We start from the raw sequence: 15,418 nt of genomic DNA, 5'->3' as shown, positions 1-15,418 counted from the left end.
CCCATTGCTGGTGGCTTTAGTTATCGCGTGCCACTCTTGTTTTTAAGTGATAATTCGCTTTTCGCCCTTTATACTAGACTGGCTTAAAAACAAGAGTGGCTAGACTAGAAGCAATTCAGAATAGGTCAGCTAGGCGTTCAAAAAGATCGCCTTCTGCCGTTAAACAGAATTTAATTTCCTCAATATCAATTAAATATTCTTTTGAGAAGAAAAAACACAGTATTTATACGGAAGTTTTTTATCAAATCTCGCTTCCTAATTCAATTTATTTTCACTAAAAATGAGTTGGCAAAAGTTAAATACTACCAATTATAAAACAATTAATTTTTAACAGTTAATGGGATTTGTACTTTTGTACAAAAACCCAGTTTCCCCTGATATAGCGACCTTTGCAGGAGTTTGACATCAGGAAAGCAAGCAAGATGTAAGTGCAAGGCACAGACGCTATCGAGCATCACGCACAGGAAGAAGAGCGATCGCTTTCGTCACTACAAGACTTTCAGGCTTAGGTCCAGTGTCAGAATGATTTAGATGCGCTATATCAAACTGCTTAGGGATTCATCGTGATTTGGCGATCGGCATGACTCCTGAAATAGAGGGTTCTACTTACTTCTCGCTTTTCTGGAAAACTTTTACGCAAATTGGGAAAAAAAGTTTTTGGTCGTTGGTCGTTGGTCATTTGTCATTTGTCATTTGTTATTTGTCATTTGGTGTGGGTCAAGGGACCAGTGACCAGTGACCAGTGACCAGTGACATAAGACCAACGACCAACCCCCCTACTGCAATCGACTACAACAACCCCCGATCGCCTCATTTGCCAGATGACCCAATCCAATGGATTCGAGAAGTTCTGTCCATTCAGCGGCAATTTCTGCATTCCCTGGATTATCCCGGCGCAGTTCCGCGAGGGTTGTGAGGGTTTCATGCCACAACCCATTCGCTGCATAGAGTTCCACGCGCTGCATCGGTGTTGTTGCGGCTTCTAGCTGACTGATGAGTGTGCTATCTGCTGCAACTCGTTGGACTACTCCTTCTACATAGTCATCTTCGGCGCGAATTCTGGGATTGCATCGATAGGAGAATTGCCACAAGTATTGTTTGCCGACTTCTAAGGCAGGGATGTTTTCCGGTAAGCGGAAACTGACAATCCCTGGAGTATCGGAAATCGGGACGACGGTTTTATAGACTTCGGTTCTTTGTTCATCCAGAAGGACGAACTCTACTTCACGCGGCAGATTGGAAGGATACGGCACGTAGAACCAGAATGTGGGATGTCCGGAGAGGGTATAATTGACTTGAGAGGCGATTAATCCGGTCAAGGGTTGATCCACTGGCGGACATGAGGTGCGACTCCCAGAACCTTCGCGACCCTCTGGCGGGTCCGGATCGGGGGGTTCAAATACGGTGGCGATCGCTGAGTTGGGTGATGGCACTTGACCAATGTCCGGGCGTAATTCACTGCCAGATGTGCCGTAAACTCTCGTGACGGGTACGATGCCGGTGAAGACAATCAGACCGATCGCGATCGGCAATTTCGCCAGGTTCGATGGTTTCCCCAAAGGATGTGACAAGGTTCTACTCCTCCATACAGGTTGACATTCTGTTTACCTATCGCAGTTTAGGGATAAATTTACGCAAAGTTGTCAATTGTTATTAGACCTCTTGCAAAAATCCGGATTAATCCCCCCAACCCCCCTTAAGAAGGGGGGCTTTCAAGAATTTTGCAAGAGGTCTATTGGTCCTTGGTCCTTTGTCCTTGGTCACTTGTCTTTAGTCCCTTGAGAAAGGACAAACGACAAATGACTAATGACTAATGCCAATGCTGGGGGGATGAGGGGAACCCAGGTGCTGTGGAGGAAGAGCAGATAGCAGAGGAGATAGAGAAGTGCGATCGCCAGGGGGATGGCACTGACTCGGCGGAGTCTCCCTCGAATGCACCAGGCGATCGCACTTCCTATCCCTGACCACAGTCCAATCCAGAGCAGTTCTTTCCACCCACTCCATACTTGAATCATGGGACGTCCATCCAGTGCTGCACTGATAATCTCACTCACTTTTTGGGCTTGAAGCATCACTCCGGGTACTTTTTCCGAGGGAGATTTGCCGATGGCGTAGGGGGTGAAAAAAGCGTTAGGCTGGACTCGACTGGTCATCCCGATGAGAACAATTCGGTCTCTCACCCAATTGGGGTTAAATTCGCCATTTAAGACTTCGGTCAGGGTGAGAGTTCTGGCAATGGGAAAAGGACGATAATTTAACATCACATACCAGCCTCCGTCGGTGAGGGTTTTGTATCCTGCGGTATTCAGTTCCAGGGGATTTAAAATTGTTTTACCCAGTTTCAATGGCTTGTTTTTATTGCCTTCATTGTCCGGTAAAATATTCTCCTCCCCTAGATATTTTTGGGCTAATTGAAAGCTCAAGGAAAAGCCCGTGTTACAATCGGAAGAAGCTCTCATAAACAAGAGATGACGACGCACCAACCCATCTGAATCGATGAGTATATCATCAAATCCTAATTGGTTGGTGGGGATTCCCTCCGGCGCTCCTACTGATTCTCGATGAGATTTATCAAAGCTACAGATGGCAAATAGATTCGATTGCTGCTGCATCTGAACCCTTAATTCCCCATGACCCGGAGGAACGGGTAAATCTCGATAGAGGGTTAAGCCGACTGCTCTCGGTTGATGCAGTTCTAATTTTTGCAACAGTTGGGTTAATGTGGCATCAGAAATCGGATATTCTTGCTTCGATTGTATATCGGATTCGGGAATTTCCACGATTAAAATCCGGGAGTCTGGGGGCTCTGGAAGACGCGATCGCAGGAAGTGGTCATACGCTTTGAGTTCCCATCCTTCCAATAGTCCCAACTGGCGGATCAGAATCAGAATCAAGGTGACTGCCAATGGGATGAACCCCACCCAGCGATCGCGAACTTTAGAGGATTGCTGAGGTTCTACTACAGGTTGCGATCGCCACTGCATCGGTACTTCCGCAGGATTTTGACAAATCACCGGCAACCAACTCGCACAAGGAAATTGATCTTCTAATCCTTGCAACCGTTCCCGCGCTTGTCGCACCGCTAAATAAAAGGAAGAACCGCTAGAAAATGCTTTAACAAAATTTACCAAAAATAGGTGCGCCACCCCATCGGCAACCGATTCTCGCATAACAATAATGTGAGGAATCTGTAAATCTGCCAGTTCTTTCGCTAATCCCAACCCATCGCAAGAATTAAAAATAGCCAACTGCAATCCGCGAGCAATTGCCGTTTTCAGGGCCGATTTCAGATGAGAAATACCAATTTTATCCCTGGGATTGATGGCGAGTAATCCTCGGTTTCCCTCTTCTTGACTTTCACTATGACCCGCAAAAAATAAAATATCCCAACCGCGATCGTCCCACAACTGTTCATCCACCTCCTGACGGGAGGGTTCCACCAAAAACACCGTTTCTGCATCGGAAAGTTCGGACAAAGTAGAGCGATCATCGGCGATATCAATACCATTGCTATCTCCCAAAATCGCTAAAATTCTCATCTGCTCTCTGTGATGAGATTTTTCCACCCGTTGATATTGAGGCGCACTCAGCGCCAGTTCTGCTTTCGGATAATCGGACAAGAACTTCCAGAAATGCCAGGGTAAATGACGCAGGCGATCGTCATCGGTTTCCAGAATCACTTGGATTTCATCGGAATGGTGGAGATGCGATCTCAACTGGCGATCGATATTTCTAAATCCCTCCGCATTCAACCATTCATCAATCAGTTGAACATATTGACTACAAATATCCGCAAACTCAACTTGAGAAACATTCGTAATATCTTCCCGGTCGATTTTGATGCGAGGACGCCATCCGGGAGTCCGATAAAGTGCTTGATAAATCAGTTGCCACCGCCGATAAATTGCCTCTAATTCGGTCGCAGGAGGTAAAGCACCGATGAATTTCAGCGGACGCGGATTTTCCGGTTCCCAAAGTAGCGCGGTAACATTGGGGAACCCACCGAGCAAATTGCCATATCCCAGATTAATAACGACTACTTTTGACAAGGGAAAACCGGATTAAATTTCAAAGGTTTCGACAATTGTGGCATTTTCTAGCCCGACTTGGATAGAAAACCGTTCCCCGGGTTCACCCGTAAAGCGGGGAAGTTGGATGTAGTTATCCTGGCGGCGCGATCGCACTTCTTGGAGAACCTCCCCCTCTGGCGATAGCAATGCCAATCTCAGATTTAGCGGTAAATAAGTTTCTCCATCGGGGGGATAGAGTCGGACTCTCACGGCAATGCGATCGGGTTCTGGGGTGAGTGCCACCAACAACACCACCACTTGGGTGGCAAACTGCATTTCTAAGTCTATCAGTTTGGCGCGTTCCACTCCCCCATCCCCTTCGCGGGGAGAATTTCGGAAATGATACGCGAGTGTTTCTTCCCCAAAAATGGTTTGAAATGATTGCCAAGACTCGGAAAAAGAGCCTTGCAACCATTGAGTGAGTAACACCACAGGAGATTGGGAGGCGATCGCATTGTTAGAGGAAACCCCAAGGCGCAACTCTGCCAAGGTGGTTAGCAAGGTTTCAATCGGTTGTAACTGATTCAGAGGTAACTGTTGGGAATCAATCCGGTTGATGAATCCCAAAATCGTTGCTTCTTTCAGGGAGTCTTGGATTTCTACCACCACATACCCCAGGCGATCGCACCAAACTTCCGGGGGAATGTGACAAGTGGGTTCATGTTCTCGCATTGGACGACATTCAATACGTCCCAATCCCGTCACAGGTAAATCAGCAACATTGCTTCCTAAACGAGCGATCGCATTCCAACTTTCTGCCGCACTCAGTTGAGTAGCAATTCCCATCCATTCCAAATAATCCTTCACCACGCAAACCGCTAGGGTATTAAAATAAACTTGTTCAGCTTTCTGCCGATTCGGTTGTTCAAGTGCAAACTGCTTCGCAAAGCGGCGCGAAGTTCTAGCAATCAACATCGGTATGGTAAAATTTTCTAATTCGGAAATTTGGTTACTTTTCATTTGTTATTTATCCTTAGTTAGTTGTTATTTGTCCTTAGTCAAACGACGAAGGACCACGGACCACCCACAACTCATCTGTTCCCCTTCATAGATATCCTTCGGATTCGCCAAATTTACGCAATTGAGGCATACATTTACGCTGATAAAAGCTGCTGAGGGTCGAAACCGGCAAATCCAATTCTGCGGAAAGTTCATCCCAGGAGGTTTCTGGGGGTAACCGTCGCCGAATTAACAATTGACAGGTGACATCTTTTCGACCTCGAACCTGGATCCCCTGCAATTCTCCGGTGGGGTCAGTTTCCACCCATTCCCGAGTCGCTTGGAGTATCGGAGGAATATCCCGAGGTGCCTCAAAGGTATCTAAAAACTTGAGGGTGTCGTCGTCATCAACAGGTTGTGATGCTGAAACCAGTTGATTTTTCTGGTGTTGCGCTTTGATGGCACGATCTTTGAGTCGCTGCTTGAGGTAAAAATTGAGCCAAGTGGTAACCCGACTGCGATCGGGGTCATATTTATCTTTGGCGGTGGTTGCTTCGCATAGATTCAGGCAAAAATACAGCCATGTTTGTTGCCACGCTTCTTCATAATAGGGAGTATATTCTCGCCAAAGCTTGCCTGATTGGACAATCAGCCGGTACAGTTGAGTCAATCCTCGCTGGCGTTCGACAGTTTGGGGAGGGTGACGACAAGTCTCTTGAATGAGGGATTGTAGTGGGTCGTTGGTCATTGGTTGTTGGTCATTGGTTGTTGGTCATTAGTCATTGGTCGTTGGTCATTGGTCGTTGGTCATTGGTCATTTGTCATTGGTCATTTGTCATTAGTCATTGGTTGTTGGTTTGTTCTGAGTATTCAACCATCCAAAGGACAAATCACAAAGGACAAATGACAAATGACCAATGACAGTTCCCTATTCTCTGTTTCCTATAACTCAAATGCGTCTAAAAAATATCTCGTCCTGCTTTTTCCTTGTTTGGTTTATTGTTTTGGGTGAAATCCAGTTTATCAAATTTCTTTCTCCTCAACTTGGATTGTTGCCGGTATTGGCACAAACTGGGGAAGAAAGTCTCGCTGAAGAAGCATGGCGATTGTATGAACTGGGTTATGAACAGACCGATCGCGGACAGTTTCAGGAGGCACTGGCAACGTTTGAGCGCGCTTTGGCAATGGCGAGGGAAGTGGCCGATCGCCACCTAGAAGGGGTGATTTTAAATGATATTGCTGTCATCTATCGCATCCTCGGTGACTATCCCCAAGCGTTGGAATTTCTAAACCAAGCGTTCACCCTCCGTCAAGACATTAATGATACCTCGGGAATCGGACAAACTCTGGTCAATTTCGGTGCAGTTTATCAATCTCTAGCTGACTATCCCCAATCCCTCGATTACTATCAGCAAGCCTTGCCAATTCTCCAAGGGGAGCAGGAACGATATGGTGAAGCGGTAATCCTTACCAATATGGGAGAACTTTACAGACAGTTAGGACAACCGAAAAAGGCACTTGCTTCATTTGAAAACGCTCTATCTCTGTTTGAGGAAGAGGACGATCGGTTTGCAATGGGTATCGCTTTGGCCAATATTGGAGCCGCCTATGATGCGCTCGGTGAATTTTCCCAATCCCTGGAATTTTACCAAAAAAGTTTGGCGATCGCCACCGAAGTAGAAGATACCCTAGGAATCGGTCAAACCTGGATTAATATCGGCGCAATTCATGAAAAATTAGCCGATTATCCTCAAGCAATCCAAGCCTATCAGCAAGGATTGGCAATCATGACTGAGCTTGGAGAGGTAGATTCTATCGGACAAGCGTTCAACAATTTAGGTTCAGTTCATCGACGGATGGGGGACTATTCTCAAGCCTTAGACTTCTACGATCGCGCCTTAGAGATTCGGGAAACTATCGGCAATCGAGCGGGAATGGCTGTCACCCTCAATAATAAAGGGGTCGCCTTATTTGAAGCCGGGAAACTTCCTGAAGCGACGGAAACATTATATGCAGGCATTGATGTTTTAGAATCCTTACGTCCAGGATTGAGCGATATCAACAAAGTCTCTATTTTTGATAAATATCGGCAGACTTATGGCGTGCTGCAAAAAGCATTAATTGCCCAAAATCAAGCCGAGAAAGCATTAACCGTGGCCGAAAGAGGTCGCGCTCGGGCTTTTGTGGAGTTAATGGCTAAACGGCTGTCTCCAGAAGCGGTACAAGAATTTGCGGACCGCCAAATTCCTCCCCCCACCATTCCAGACATTCAGCAAGTCGCAGCAGAGCAAAATGCGACATTGGTTGAATATTCAATTGTTGGGGATAATTCCGCTAAAAATTCCGTTTTGTTCATTTGGGTGGTAAAACCCACAGGTGAAATCACGTTTCGGGAAGTGGATTTAAGCCAGTTAGAAAGATTTCGTGATAATTTAGTCCCGTTTTTGGTCGGAGAAGAAACCGACGCGCAACCGGAATTCCTGTTAACGGGATTGGTGCGAGGCAGTCGTTCTTTTATCACAGAAACCCTCCCCAGCATTCCTGAGAAAAAAATTTACCCGAGACACTTAAAACAACTGCACGAATTATTGATAGCACCAATTGCGGATTTACTTCCCCAAAATCCTGAAGATAAAGTGATATTTATTCCCCACCAAGAGTTGTTTTTCGTGCCGTTTCCCGCGCTGCTGGATGAGAACGATCGCTACTTAATCGAAAGACATACGATTCTCACATCCCCCGGGATTCAAGTTTTGCAAATTGCTCGACAAGCGAAACGCGATCGCCCCAGGGAAACCGCAGGTGCTTTAGTGGTGGGTAATCCCGTGATGCCGATTTTTGCAAGAAACCCGGGAGAACCAGAAGTGGGATTGGGTAATTTACCTGCTGCGGAACAAGAAGCGACTGCGATTGCGGCGATGCTGAATACTCAACCGTTAATCGGAAGTGAGGCAACCGAGACGGTGGTGGTAGAACGGATGGGTTCTGCGGGAATCGTCCATCTGGCAACTCACGGGTTACTGGATGATTTTAGCGAGTCGGGGTTATTGGGGGCGATCGCCTTGGCACCGAGCGATCGCGATGACGGATTGCTCACTTCTGAGGAAATTATCCGCTTGGAGTTGAATGCTGGGTTGGTGGTGTTGAGTGCTTGCAGTACAGGTGGAGGAAGCATTACCGGCGATGGCATTATTGGATTATCTCGCGCCGTCATCGGTGCCGGGGCCGAAAGTGTGATTGTCTCGTTATGGCAAACCGACGATCGGGCAAGCGCACAATTGATGCAGGAGTTTTATCGACTACTTCCCCAAACTGGCGATCGGGCGGTAGCTTTAAGACAAGCGATGCTGGCAACGATGCAAGAGTATCCTGATGTGAGAAAATGGGCCTTGTTTACCCTAATTGGCGAATCGGCGACTCGGTGAGTATTAAATGTAGGGTGGGCATTGCCCACCGAACCTACGGTGGACAGTGCCCACCCTACAATTGCTGGTTCGTTTTTTATAGACCTATCACAACCGGATTTCGTGTGAGATGGGCAAAAGGCGATCGCCTACACAATCCTGATTCTCACCTCCTCTATTTCCCAAAGTCTATGTACTAGAATTTTTGGTAAAAATAGACCTGACTTGACTGCTGATTTCTTGAAGTTTTTTAATCCGCTCTATCTGGAATTCTTCTGGATTTTCCACCCCTTCTCCGACATAAAGCGCCCGGGGAGATAATAAATACCAACTAGCGGGAACCACCTCTAATAACCACCAGTCAAATAGATCTCGTCGTCCCGCAGAACCGGGGAAAATTGCATATCCTTCCAGACAATCTTGTAAAATTTCTAAGGTAGCTTCTTTCGCTTGCTCCCGATCTAGCACCCGGATGGCATTTTTAAAAACATCTCGGGATTCAGAAATAATTTGTAAATTGGCTATCTCTCCATTTTTGACTAGATCAATCGGTTCTGAAACAATCGCCTCTAAATTGTCTATTTCTTGTTGTAATTCAAGATTTAAACGGGCCGAAGATAGGTTTGAGTCAATTTCTGAAAATATCCAACGCTCTAGCAATTCTAGGGTGGATGTTGTAAAATTATTTTGAGGCTGATAATATTCTACAGTTGGCTCGACGACTAACGCCAAAATCAAGGCTAACCAAACAAATCGCAGGTGACACAAGGTCTTCCCGCTGTTTTGAAAAACGTCTAATATTTCAGTTAATGCCTCCTCTAAGGAGGCGGTTCCATCGGCCTCGGGTTCATAAAGTTCTGGGTAATGCTCCTCCCTGATTTTGTTGATTAAGGTCTTGAGCGGTTCTGGTATTTTATTTAATAAAGGTAATTTTTTATCCGCCGAAGATTGTACCATAAAATTCACCTTTTTTTACTGTTTGTTTTGGGGATACGGATCATTCCTATAAACTATTCCCTCTAGGTCGAGAGAAGAGTCGCACTCAAGCCTCAAGTTTATGGAATCCAGATTTGGTAAGCCGTGAGGGCGATCGCCCCTGACGGTCCCAAGTTGCGATCGCCTCTAATTATCCCAGAGACCATCACATCCGTCAAGAGAGCAGGCTGAAACCAGATAAACAGGTCCTCCCTCACTCTCAACCCTGCACTCAACACCCCAGTTAACCATCAATGTAGAGGCGATTCGCGAATCGCCTCTACATTGATGGTTTGATTTGAAAGATTGCGTAAGTCCTAATAAAAACAAGGTGGGTGATACTTGCTCAACCCACCTAGACGCTAAATGTTATGGGAAATTGACTTTCCAGGGGATTGAGTGAGTCTCTCTACCCAATTCCTCCGGGCAATCTTTTAACTAATCTCATCATTATCCACCCATTCGTCATGAGAGGAATCATAATCAAGATAATGTACAAAACATTTCTTGCGTTTAACTTTCTCAATGATGGCGCTGTACCATTCCTCCTCATCCTCATCCCAAACTTTTACCTTTTGACCGATCGCATAATCATAGTCATCCGATGGCGAATAATTGCGATCGCGCACATCTTCTTCCTCTACCCAATCATCCTCCGAGGAACCATACCCCACATAATGTACAAAGTATTCATCATCCTTAACTTTGAGAATCGTTGCCTCATACCAATCCTCCTCCTCTCCATCCCAAACTTCTACCGTTTGACCCACCGCATAACCCGAGGGTGTTGAGGTTGTTCCCGTTGCGGGTAGTGTCCCTAAATTCATAGAACCCTGAGCATCCAAAATCAATTTTCGGGCAACAGTTTGAATCCCGGTATGTTCATAATAATTTGTAGTTTGGTCTAAAAAGGCCGCTACAAAGTCTAAATTATCATCGGCAATTTGGATAAACTTACCCAAACCTTGCACAATCGATTGAGGCGTCACCCCCGTTTTAGCCACCAGGTTGTTCATCCACCCTTCTACCGCCTCAAACCCCTGATTAATAAACCCCACTTTATCTGAAGGACTATTTCCCGGGATAAAATTATTTACCGCTACAAACACAGGATTTCCCGTGATTAAATTCGCCTCATTCCCGGTCATCACTTCGTGAATTTTCCCTAGAAAATTGGGGCCAAGAGGCAACACACCATCAATACAAACTAATGCCATCATCCGCATCAAAGCCGCATCTTGATAGGTATTCGCCAAGGCAGCCGCAAATTGTTGAGGATTAGGATTGGGCCACCCATTTAGTTTACAGTAAGCAATCAATTCAACAACAACTTTCAGCAATAAATCAATGGTTTGGGTCGTATCTGCTTTCGGCGTCATTTTATTTAAAAATGACAGAAAACTGATTTTTTCTCCCACTTTGTTGGCTAAAGCTGCCGTAGCTAAGGCTGCATCAGCGCGGTCAATCGTTTGATAAAGTTTAATGGCCGTCTGATAGCCTTGCTTCGGGTCGTGATACAAAGCCACAGCCCGATCGCGAATCTTTTGTATAGCCTGCGGGTCACTTTCTCCGGTAATGGCTCGAATACTCTGGTCAAAACCAACTAAATTATCCCACTGACCGGGCATCAAATAATCCAATGCCTTTAACACTTTTACCGTAATGTTGTCAGTAGGTAGCTCGTCAACTAACTGAATAATGGACTTATCCACAATTCGGAATCCTCACCATAAAAAAGGTTGTCTGCCATCATAGCTTTTTCCCTATAAAATGGCCGCTTTCTTTAGGGAAACTTAATCTCCGGTCCCCTCCCCTTGCCAAGGGGAGGGTTAGGGTGGGGTCCCCGTGACATGGCAAAGCCATGTCACGAAGAATGGGTGGGTAAAGGGTCCTCGGGAGGCGCTTAAGCACCTCCCGAAGAAAGAGGTTGGCACTTGGGGTTCCATACAGGCGCGGTAAGCGGAGCTATCCCGTAGGGAATCGCCTCTAAGAGTAAGTGACTTGGCGGTAAGCGGAGCTATCCCGTAGGGAATTGCCACGCCAAGAGGACCCCACCCTAACCCTCCCCTTGCCAAGGGGAGGGAACCATCAGGTGCAGTTAAGCGTAAAAAACCTACTCTTGTAAAGAGGGGTCGCCCCAGTAGCGTAAAATAAAAGACTATCCCGTTTTTACCAACCCCCCTGACCCCATGTATTGCGATTACCTGGTCCAAATCTTGACCGCCCGTGTCTACGATGTTGCCCAAGAAACGCCCCTAGAGTATGCCCCGAATCTGTCCGCCCGACTGGATAATCAACTCCTGCTCAAACGGGAAGATATGCAGTCGGTGTTTTCCTTTAAATTGCGGGGTGCATACAACAAAATGGCGCAACTGCCGTCGGATCTCCTGGCAAAAGGCGTGATTGCAGCTTCCGCAGGCAACCATGCGCAAGGGGTCGCCCTCGGTGCATCGCGTCTAGGAACCCAGGCGATTATCGTCATGCCGGTGACAACGCCTCAAGTCAAGGTGGATGCTGTCAAATCTCGTGGGGGAGTGGTGGTGTTGCATGGGGATACTTATGATGATGCTTATGCTTATGCCCGGGAATTGGAGGCGGAAAAAGGACTAACCTTTATTCATCCCTTTGATGACCCTCATGTAATTGCGGGACAGGGAACCATTGGCATGGAAATTTTACGGCAACATCAGAAACCGATTCATGCCATTTTTGTGGCGATCGGGGGGGGTGGATTGATTTCGGGAATTGCCGCCTATGTCAAGCGCTTACGTCCAGAAATTAAGATTATCGGCGTTGAACCCATCGATGCCGATGCCATGTCCCAATCCCTCCAAGCGGGACATCGCGTGCGCTTATCTCAAGTGGGACTATTTGCTGATGGGGTAGCAGTTCGAGAAGTTGGTGAAGAAACATTCCGGTTGTGTCAACAATATGTGGATGATATTATCCTTGTCGGCACCGATGATACTTGTGCGGCGATTAAGGATGTGTTTGAAGATACGCGATCGATTGTAGAACCCGCCGGTGCCTTGGCGATCGCCGGTGCAAAAGCGTATGTCGAAAGAGAAGGCATCACCGACCAAACCTTAATTGCCGTCGCCTGCGGTGCCAACATGAACTTCGATCGCCTCCGCTTCGTCGCCGAACGTGCGGAATTTGGGGAACGTCGTGAAGCAATCTTTGCCGTCACTATTCCCGAAGAACCGGGAAGTCTCCGCAAATTTGGCGACTGTATTGGGAGACGAAATCTCACAGAATTTAACTATCGCATCGCCGACCAAAAAGAAGCGCATATCTTCGTCGGAATGCAAATCACCAACCGCGCCGATGCCGCCAACATGGTAGAAACCTTTGAGGCCAATGGATTCAAAACCCTCGACCTCACCGATGACGAACTCACTAAGTTACACTTACGGCACATGGTCGGAGGACATTCCCCCCTCGCCCATAATGAATTACTCTACCGCTTTGAATTTCCTGAACGTCCCGGTGCCTTAATGAAATTCGTCGGACACATGAGTCGTAACTGGAATATCAGCTTGTTCCACTATCGCAATAACGGGTCTGATTACGGGCGAATTGTCGTAGGAATGCAAGTCCCGCCGGAAGAAATGCAGGAATGGCAGGCATTTTTAGATAATGTGGGATATCGCTATTGGGATGAAAATAAAAATCCCGCTTATACCCTGTTTCTGGGATAAAAAGTAGGGTGGGCATTGCCCACCTTCTATGCGGTGGGCATTGCCCACCCTACAATTGCTGATAGGGGAGGATGATTGGCAAAGCACCCGCCGTCGCCTTAAAAATTGGTAAAATCAGCATCAGGGGCGCAATGCGCGTCATTGGGTTGGGATTGTATTCGATGTTTATCCGTTAATAATTATGGCACAAGTTCAACAAAACACTCCGTTTTTAACCAGCGATCGCGAATTTATTCCCTGGTTGCAACAACAGCAAATCAGTCTCGCGTTTACCACCTATCAAACCAGTTGGTTGGCGTTTATTGGCGTTAATCCCGAAACCGGACAATTTTCCGCCTTTCAACGGAAATTCGATCGCGCGATGGGATTGTATTGTACCCCCGATCGCCTGTATCTGAGTTCCAAATATCAATTGTGGCAACTGGATAACGCCCTATCCCGGGGACAATTGTATCAAGGATACGATAAACTCTACATTCCCCGCATCGGTTATACCACCGGCGATATCGACGTTCATGATGTGATTGTCACCGATGCAGGACAACCGATTTTTATCAGCACCTTACTCAATTGCGTGGCAACAGTTAGCGATCGCCACAGTTGCAAACCCTTATGGAAACCGCCGTTTATTTCTAAAATCATTAACGAAGATCGCTGTCACCTCAATGGATTGGCAATCGTTGAAGGAAAACCGCGCTACGTCACCGCTTGCAGTCGTTCCGACGTAGTGGATGGATGGCGCGACAGACGGCGCGATGGCGGCATGATTATCGATATGGAAAGCAATGAAATTATTGTGAGTGGTTTGAGTATGCCCCATTCGCCGCGCTTTTATCAAGGTAAATTGTGGGTACTCAATTCTGGTGCAGGAGAATTGGGCTATGTGGATTTAGAAACAGGGAAATTTGAAGCGATCGCCTTTTGTCCCGGATACGCCCGAGGGCTGGCATTTTGGGATAATTACGCCATTGTGGGATTGTCCAAACCGCGATCGGGAGATGGTACATTTTCGGGATTGTTGTTAGATGAACGACTAGCCGAAAAAGATACCGATCCGCGCTGTGGATTGCTGGTTATCGATTTGCACAGTGGCACAACGATACATTGGATGCGGATTGCCGAACCGATAACCGAATTATATGATGTGGGAGTGCTGCCCGGAGTACAGCGTCCGATGGCGTTGGGATTTCAAACCCAAGAAATCGAGCAGTTGATTACCTTGGAGGAGGCGATCGCAGATCCTCAAGAGAGTTCCGAGAATAATCATGACAACGACCTAGTTTCTGCCGGTCAAACCTGCGATCGTCCTTTAGTAGATTCCCCACAACCCCAAACAACAAACAGCGATCGGTCGCAACTTATCAATAACGCCCTCACTTACCATCAACAACAACAATTTCATCGCGCTATTCCCCTCTATCAACAAGTCTTGCAACTCGAACCCGATAACATTGTCGCCCTCACCAACCTCGGTAAATCCCTACAACAATTAAACCGCCATGCTGAGGCAATTTCTCCCTTGCATCGCGCCATTCAACTCAATCCCCATGCCGCCCAACTCCACTTTTATCTCAGTCAATCCCTGAAAGCAGAAGGAGACATAGAAACTGCTGCCAGTTCCTTGGGCGAAGCAATTCGCTTGCAGCCCGAAAATGCCGGTTCTACAGCGATTAGTGCGTTGTGGGCGGGATGCCCCGTTTTAACCCGTCCCGGCAACACCAATGCCTCCCGCATCGGGGCGAGTATCTGCGCCGCTGCTGAATTAAATGCCCTCATTTGTAACAGCAAAAACGATTATGAAACCCGGGCAGTTGAATTGGCAAGGGATGGAGAAGAATTAGTCAGATTGCGTCGTCAATTACTCGAAAATCAGAATAAATTGCCATTATTTGACCTGCGCGGTTTCGTAACAAATTTAGAAGCAGCCTTGCGCCAACTGTGGAATAATTGGGAAACAAACAGAGTTGATGGTTGATTGTCATTGGTCCTTTGTCATTTGTCATTTGTCATTTGTCATTTGTCCTTTGTCATTTACCTCTCCCCCTCTCCCGCTCACCCACTCACCCCTTCATCTGTGACAATCCGTGAAATCTGTGGTTCTTATACCATATTCTCCCTCAAAAGTCAACCCTCCAAAGTTATAAAAAAAAAGTGACAGCGATCGCACCAAATCGGGGAATTGTAAAAGTAAGATAGGGATTACAGGGGGGTACAATTATTCATAACCCTTACTAAACCTTATCCGCAGAAAAATGAACGAAGCAAGCACTGACTCTATTACCCCCAGTTCCTGTTCCTCCCACCCAGAAATAGCTCTTGTCGGGGGGCC

General features: G+C 46.8%; 10 protein-coding genes. 3 read left to right on the top strand and 7 right to left on the bottom strand.

Going from position 1 to position 15,418, the window contains the following annotated elements; all coding sequences use genetic code 11:
* Positions 1–776: 776 nt before the first annotated feature.
* From NG833_RS24045 to NG833_RS24030, 4 genes are all read right to left on the bottom strand, one after another.
* Positions 777–1,571 carry a DUF928 domain-containing protein gene (locus NG833_RS24045; protein WP_254567806.1) on the bottom strand — a complete coding sequence of 265 codons (795 nt, stop codon included), beginning with the start codon at positions 1,569–1,571 and terminating at the stop codon, positions 777–779.
* Positions 1,572–1,760: 189 nt separating this feature from the next.
* The gene (locus tag NG833_RS24040; RefSeq protein ID WP_254567805.1) at positions 1,761–4,049 is read right to left on the bottom strand and encodes a CHASE2 domain-containing protein; all 2,289 of its coding nucleotides are present in this window, start codon (positions 4,047–4,049) and stop codon (positions 1,761–1,763) included.
* A gap of 12 nt (positions 4,050–4,061) precedes the next feature.
* Positions 4,062–5,030, bottom strand: coding sequence for a DUF1822 family protein (locus NG833_RS24035; protein WP_254567804.1), 969 nt, complete (start codon positions 5,028–5,030; stop codon positions 4,062–4,064).
* An 85-nt stretch (positions 5,031–5,115) separates the two neighbouring features.
* The gene (locus NG833_RS24030; RefSeq protein WP_254567803.1) at positions 5,116–5,757 is read right to left on the bottom strand and encodes a sigma-70 family RNA polymerase sigma factor; all 642 of its coding nucleotides are present in this window, start codon (positions 5,755–5,757) and stop codon (positions 5,116–5,118) included.
* A 169-nt stretch (positions 5,758–5,926) separates the two neighbouring features.
* On the opposite strand from NG833_RS24030, the gene NG833_RS24025 reads away from it, so the two are divergent.
* Positions 5,927–8,434, top strand: coding sequence for a CHAT domain-containing protein (locus NG833_RS24025; RefSeq protein ID WP_254567802.1), 2,508 nt, complete (start codon positions 5,927–5,929; stop codon positions 8,432–8,434).
* A 168-nt stretch (positions 8,435–8,602) separates the two neighbouring features.
* On the opposite strand, the gene NG833_RS24020 is transcribed toward NG833_RS24025, so the two are convergent.
* The 3 genes from NG833_RS24020 to NG833_RS24010 all read right to left on the bottom strand — a co-directional run bounded on the left by NG833_RS24020 (position 8,603) and on the right by NG833_RS24010 (position 11,100).
* Positions 8,603–9,370 (bottom strand): hypothetical protein, encoded by a 768-nt coding sequence (locus tag NG833_RS24020; protein ID WP_254567801.1) that lies wholly within the window; start codon positions 9,368–9,370, stop codon positions 8,603–8,605.
* A 98-nt stretch (positions 9,371–9,468) separates the two neighbouring features.
* Entirely contained in the window at positions 9,469–9,627 is a 159-nt protein-coding gene (locus NG833_RS24015) for a hypothetical protein (protein WP_254567800.1), read from the bottom strand.
* A 195-nt stretch (positions 9,628–9,822) separates the two neighbouring features.
* On the bottom strand, positions 9,823–11,100 hold the full coding sequence (locus NG833_RS24010) for a Tudor-knot domain-containing protein (protein ID WP_254567799.1): 1,278 nt from the start codon (positions 11,098–11,100) through the stop codon (positions 9,823–9,825).
* Between the two features lie 477 nt (positions 11,101–11,577).
* Between NG833_RS24010 and ilvA the strand changes: the two genes are divergently transcribed.
* A complete protein-coding gene (gene ilvA, locus NG833_RS24005; protein ID WP_254567798.1) occupies positions 11,578–13,089 on the top strand; it encodes a threonine ammonia-lyase, biosynthetic in 1,512 nt (503 codons plus the stop codon).
* Between the two features lie 181 nt (positions 13,090–13,270).
* On the top strand, positions 13,271–15,064 hold the full coding sequence (locus NG833_RS24000; RefSeq protein WP_254567797.1) for a TIGR03032 family protein: 1,794 nt from the start codon (positions 13,271–13,273) through the stop codon (positions 15,062–15,064).
* The last annotated feature ends 354 nt before the right edge of the window (positions 15,065–15,418 follow it).

It is taken from the genome of Oscillatoria sp. HE19RPO, assembly GCF_024220515.1.
Lineage (GTDB): Bacteria > Cyanobacteriota > Cyanobacteriia > Cyanobacteriales > Laspinemataceae > Laspinema.
Note: the sequence above shows the minus strand (reverse complement) of the source record. Positions and strands in the feature narration are given on the sequence as shown.

Coding starts and splice junctions, on each gene's coding strand:
- NG833_RS24035 (WP_254567804.1), bottom strand. CDS start 5,030: ATGAAAAGTAACCAAATTTCCGAATTAGAAAATTTTACCATACCGATG.
- NG833_RS24030 (WP_254567803.1), bottom strand. CDS start 5,757: ATGACCAACGACCCACTACAATCCCTCATTCAAGAGACTTGTCGTCAC.
- NG833_RS24000 (WP_254567797.1), top strand. CDS start 13,271: ATGGCACAAGTTCAACAAAACACTCCGTTTTTAACCAGCGATCGCGAA.
- NG833_RS24025 (WP_254567802.1), top strand. CDS start 5,927: ATGACAGTTCCCTATTCTCTGTTTCCTATAACTCAAATGCGTCTAAAA.
- ilvA (WP_254567798.1), top strand. CDS start 11,578: ATGTATTGCGATTACCTGGTCCAAATCTTGACCGCCCGTGTCTACGAT.
- NG833_RS24020 (WP_254567801.1), bottom strand. CDS start 9,370: ATGGTACAATCTTCGGCGGATAAAAAATTACCTTTATTAAATAAAATA.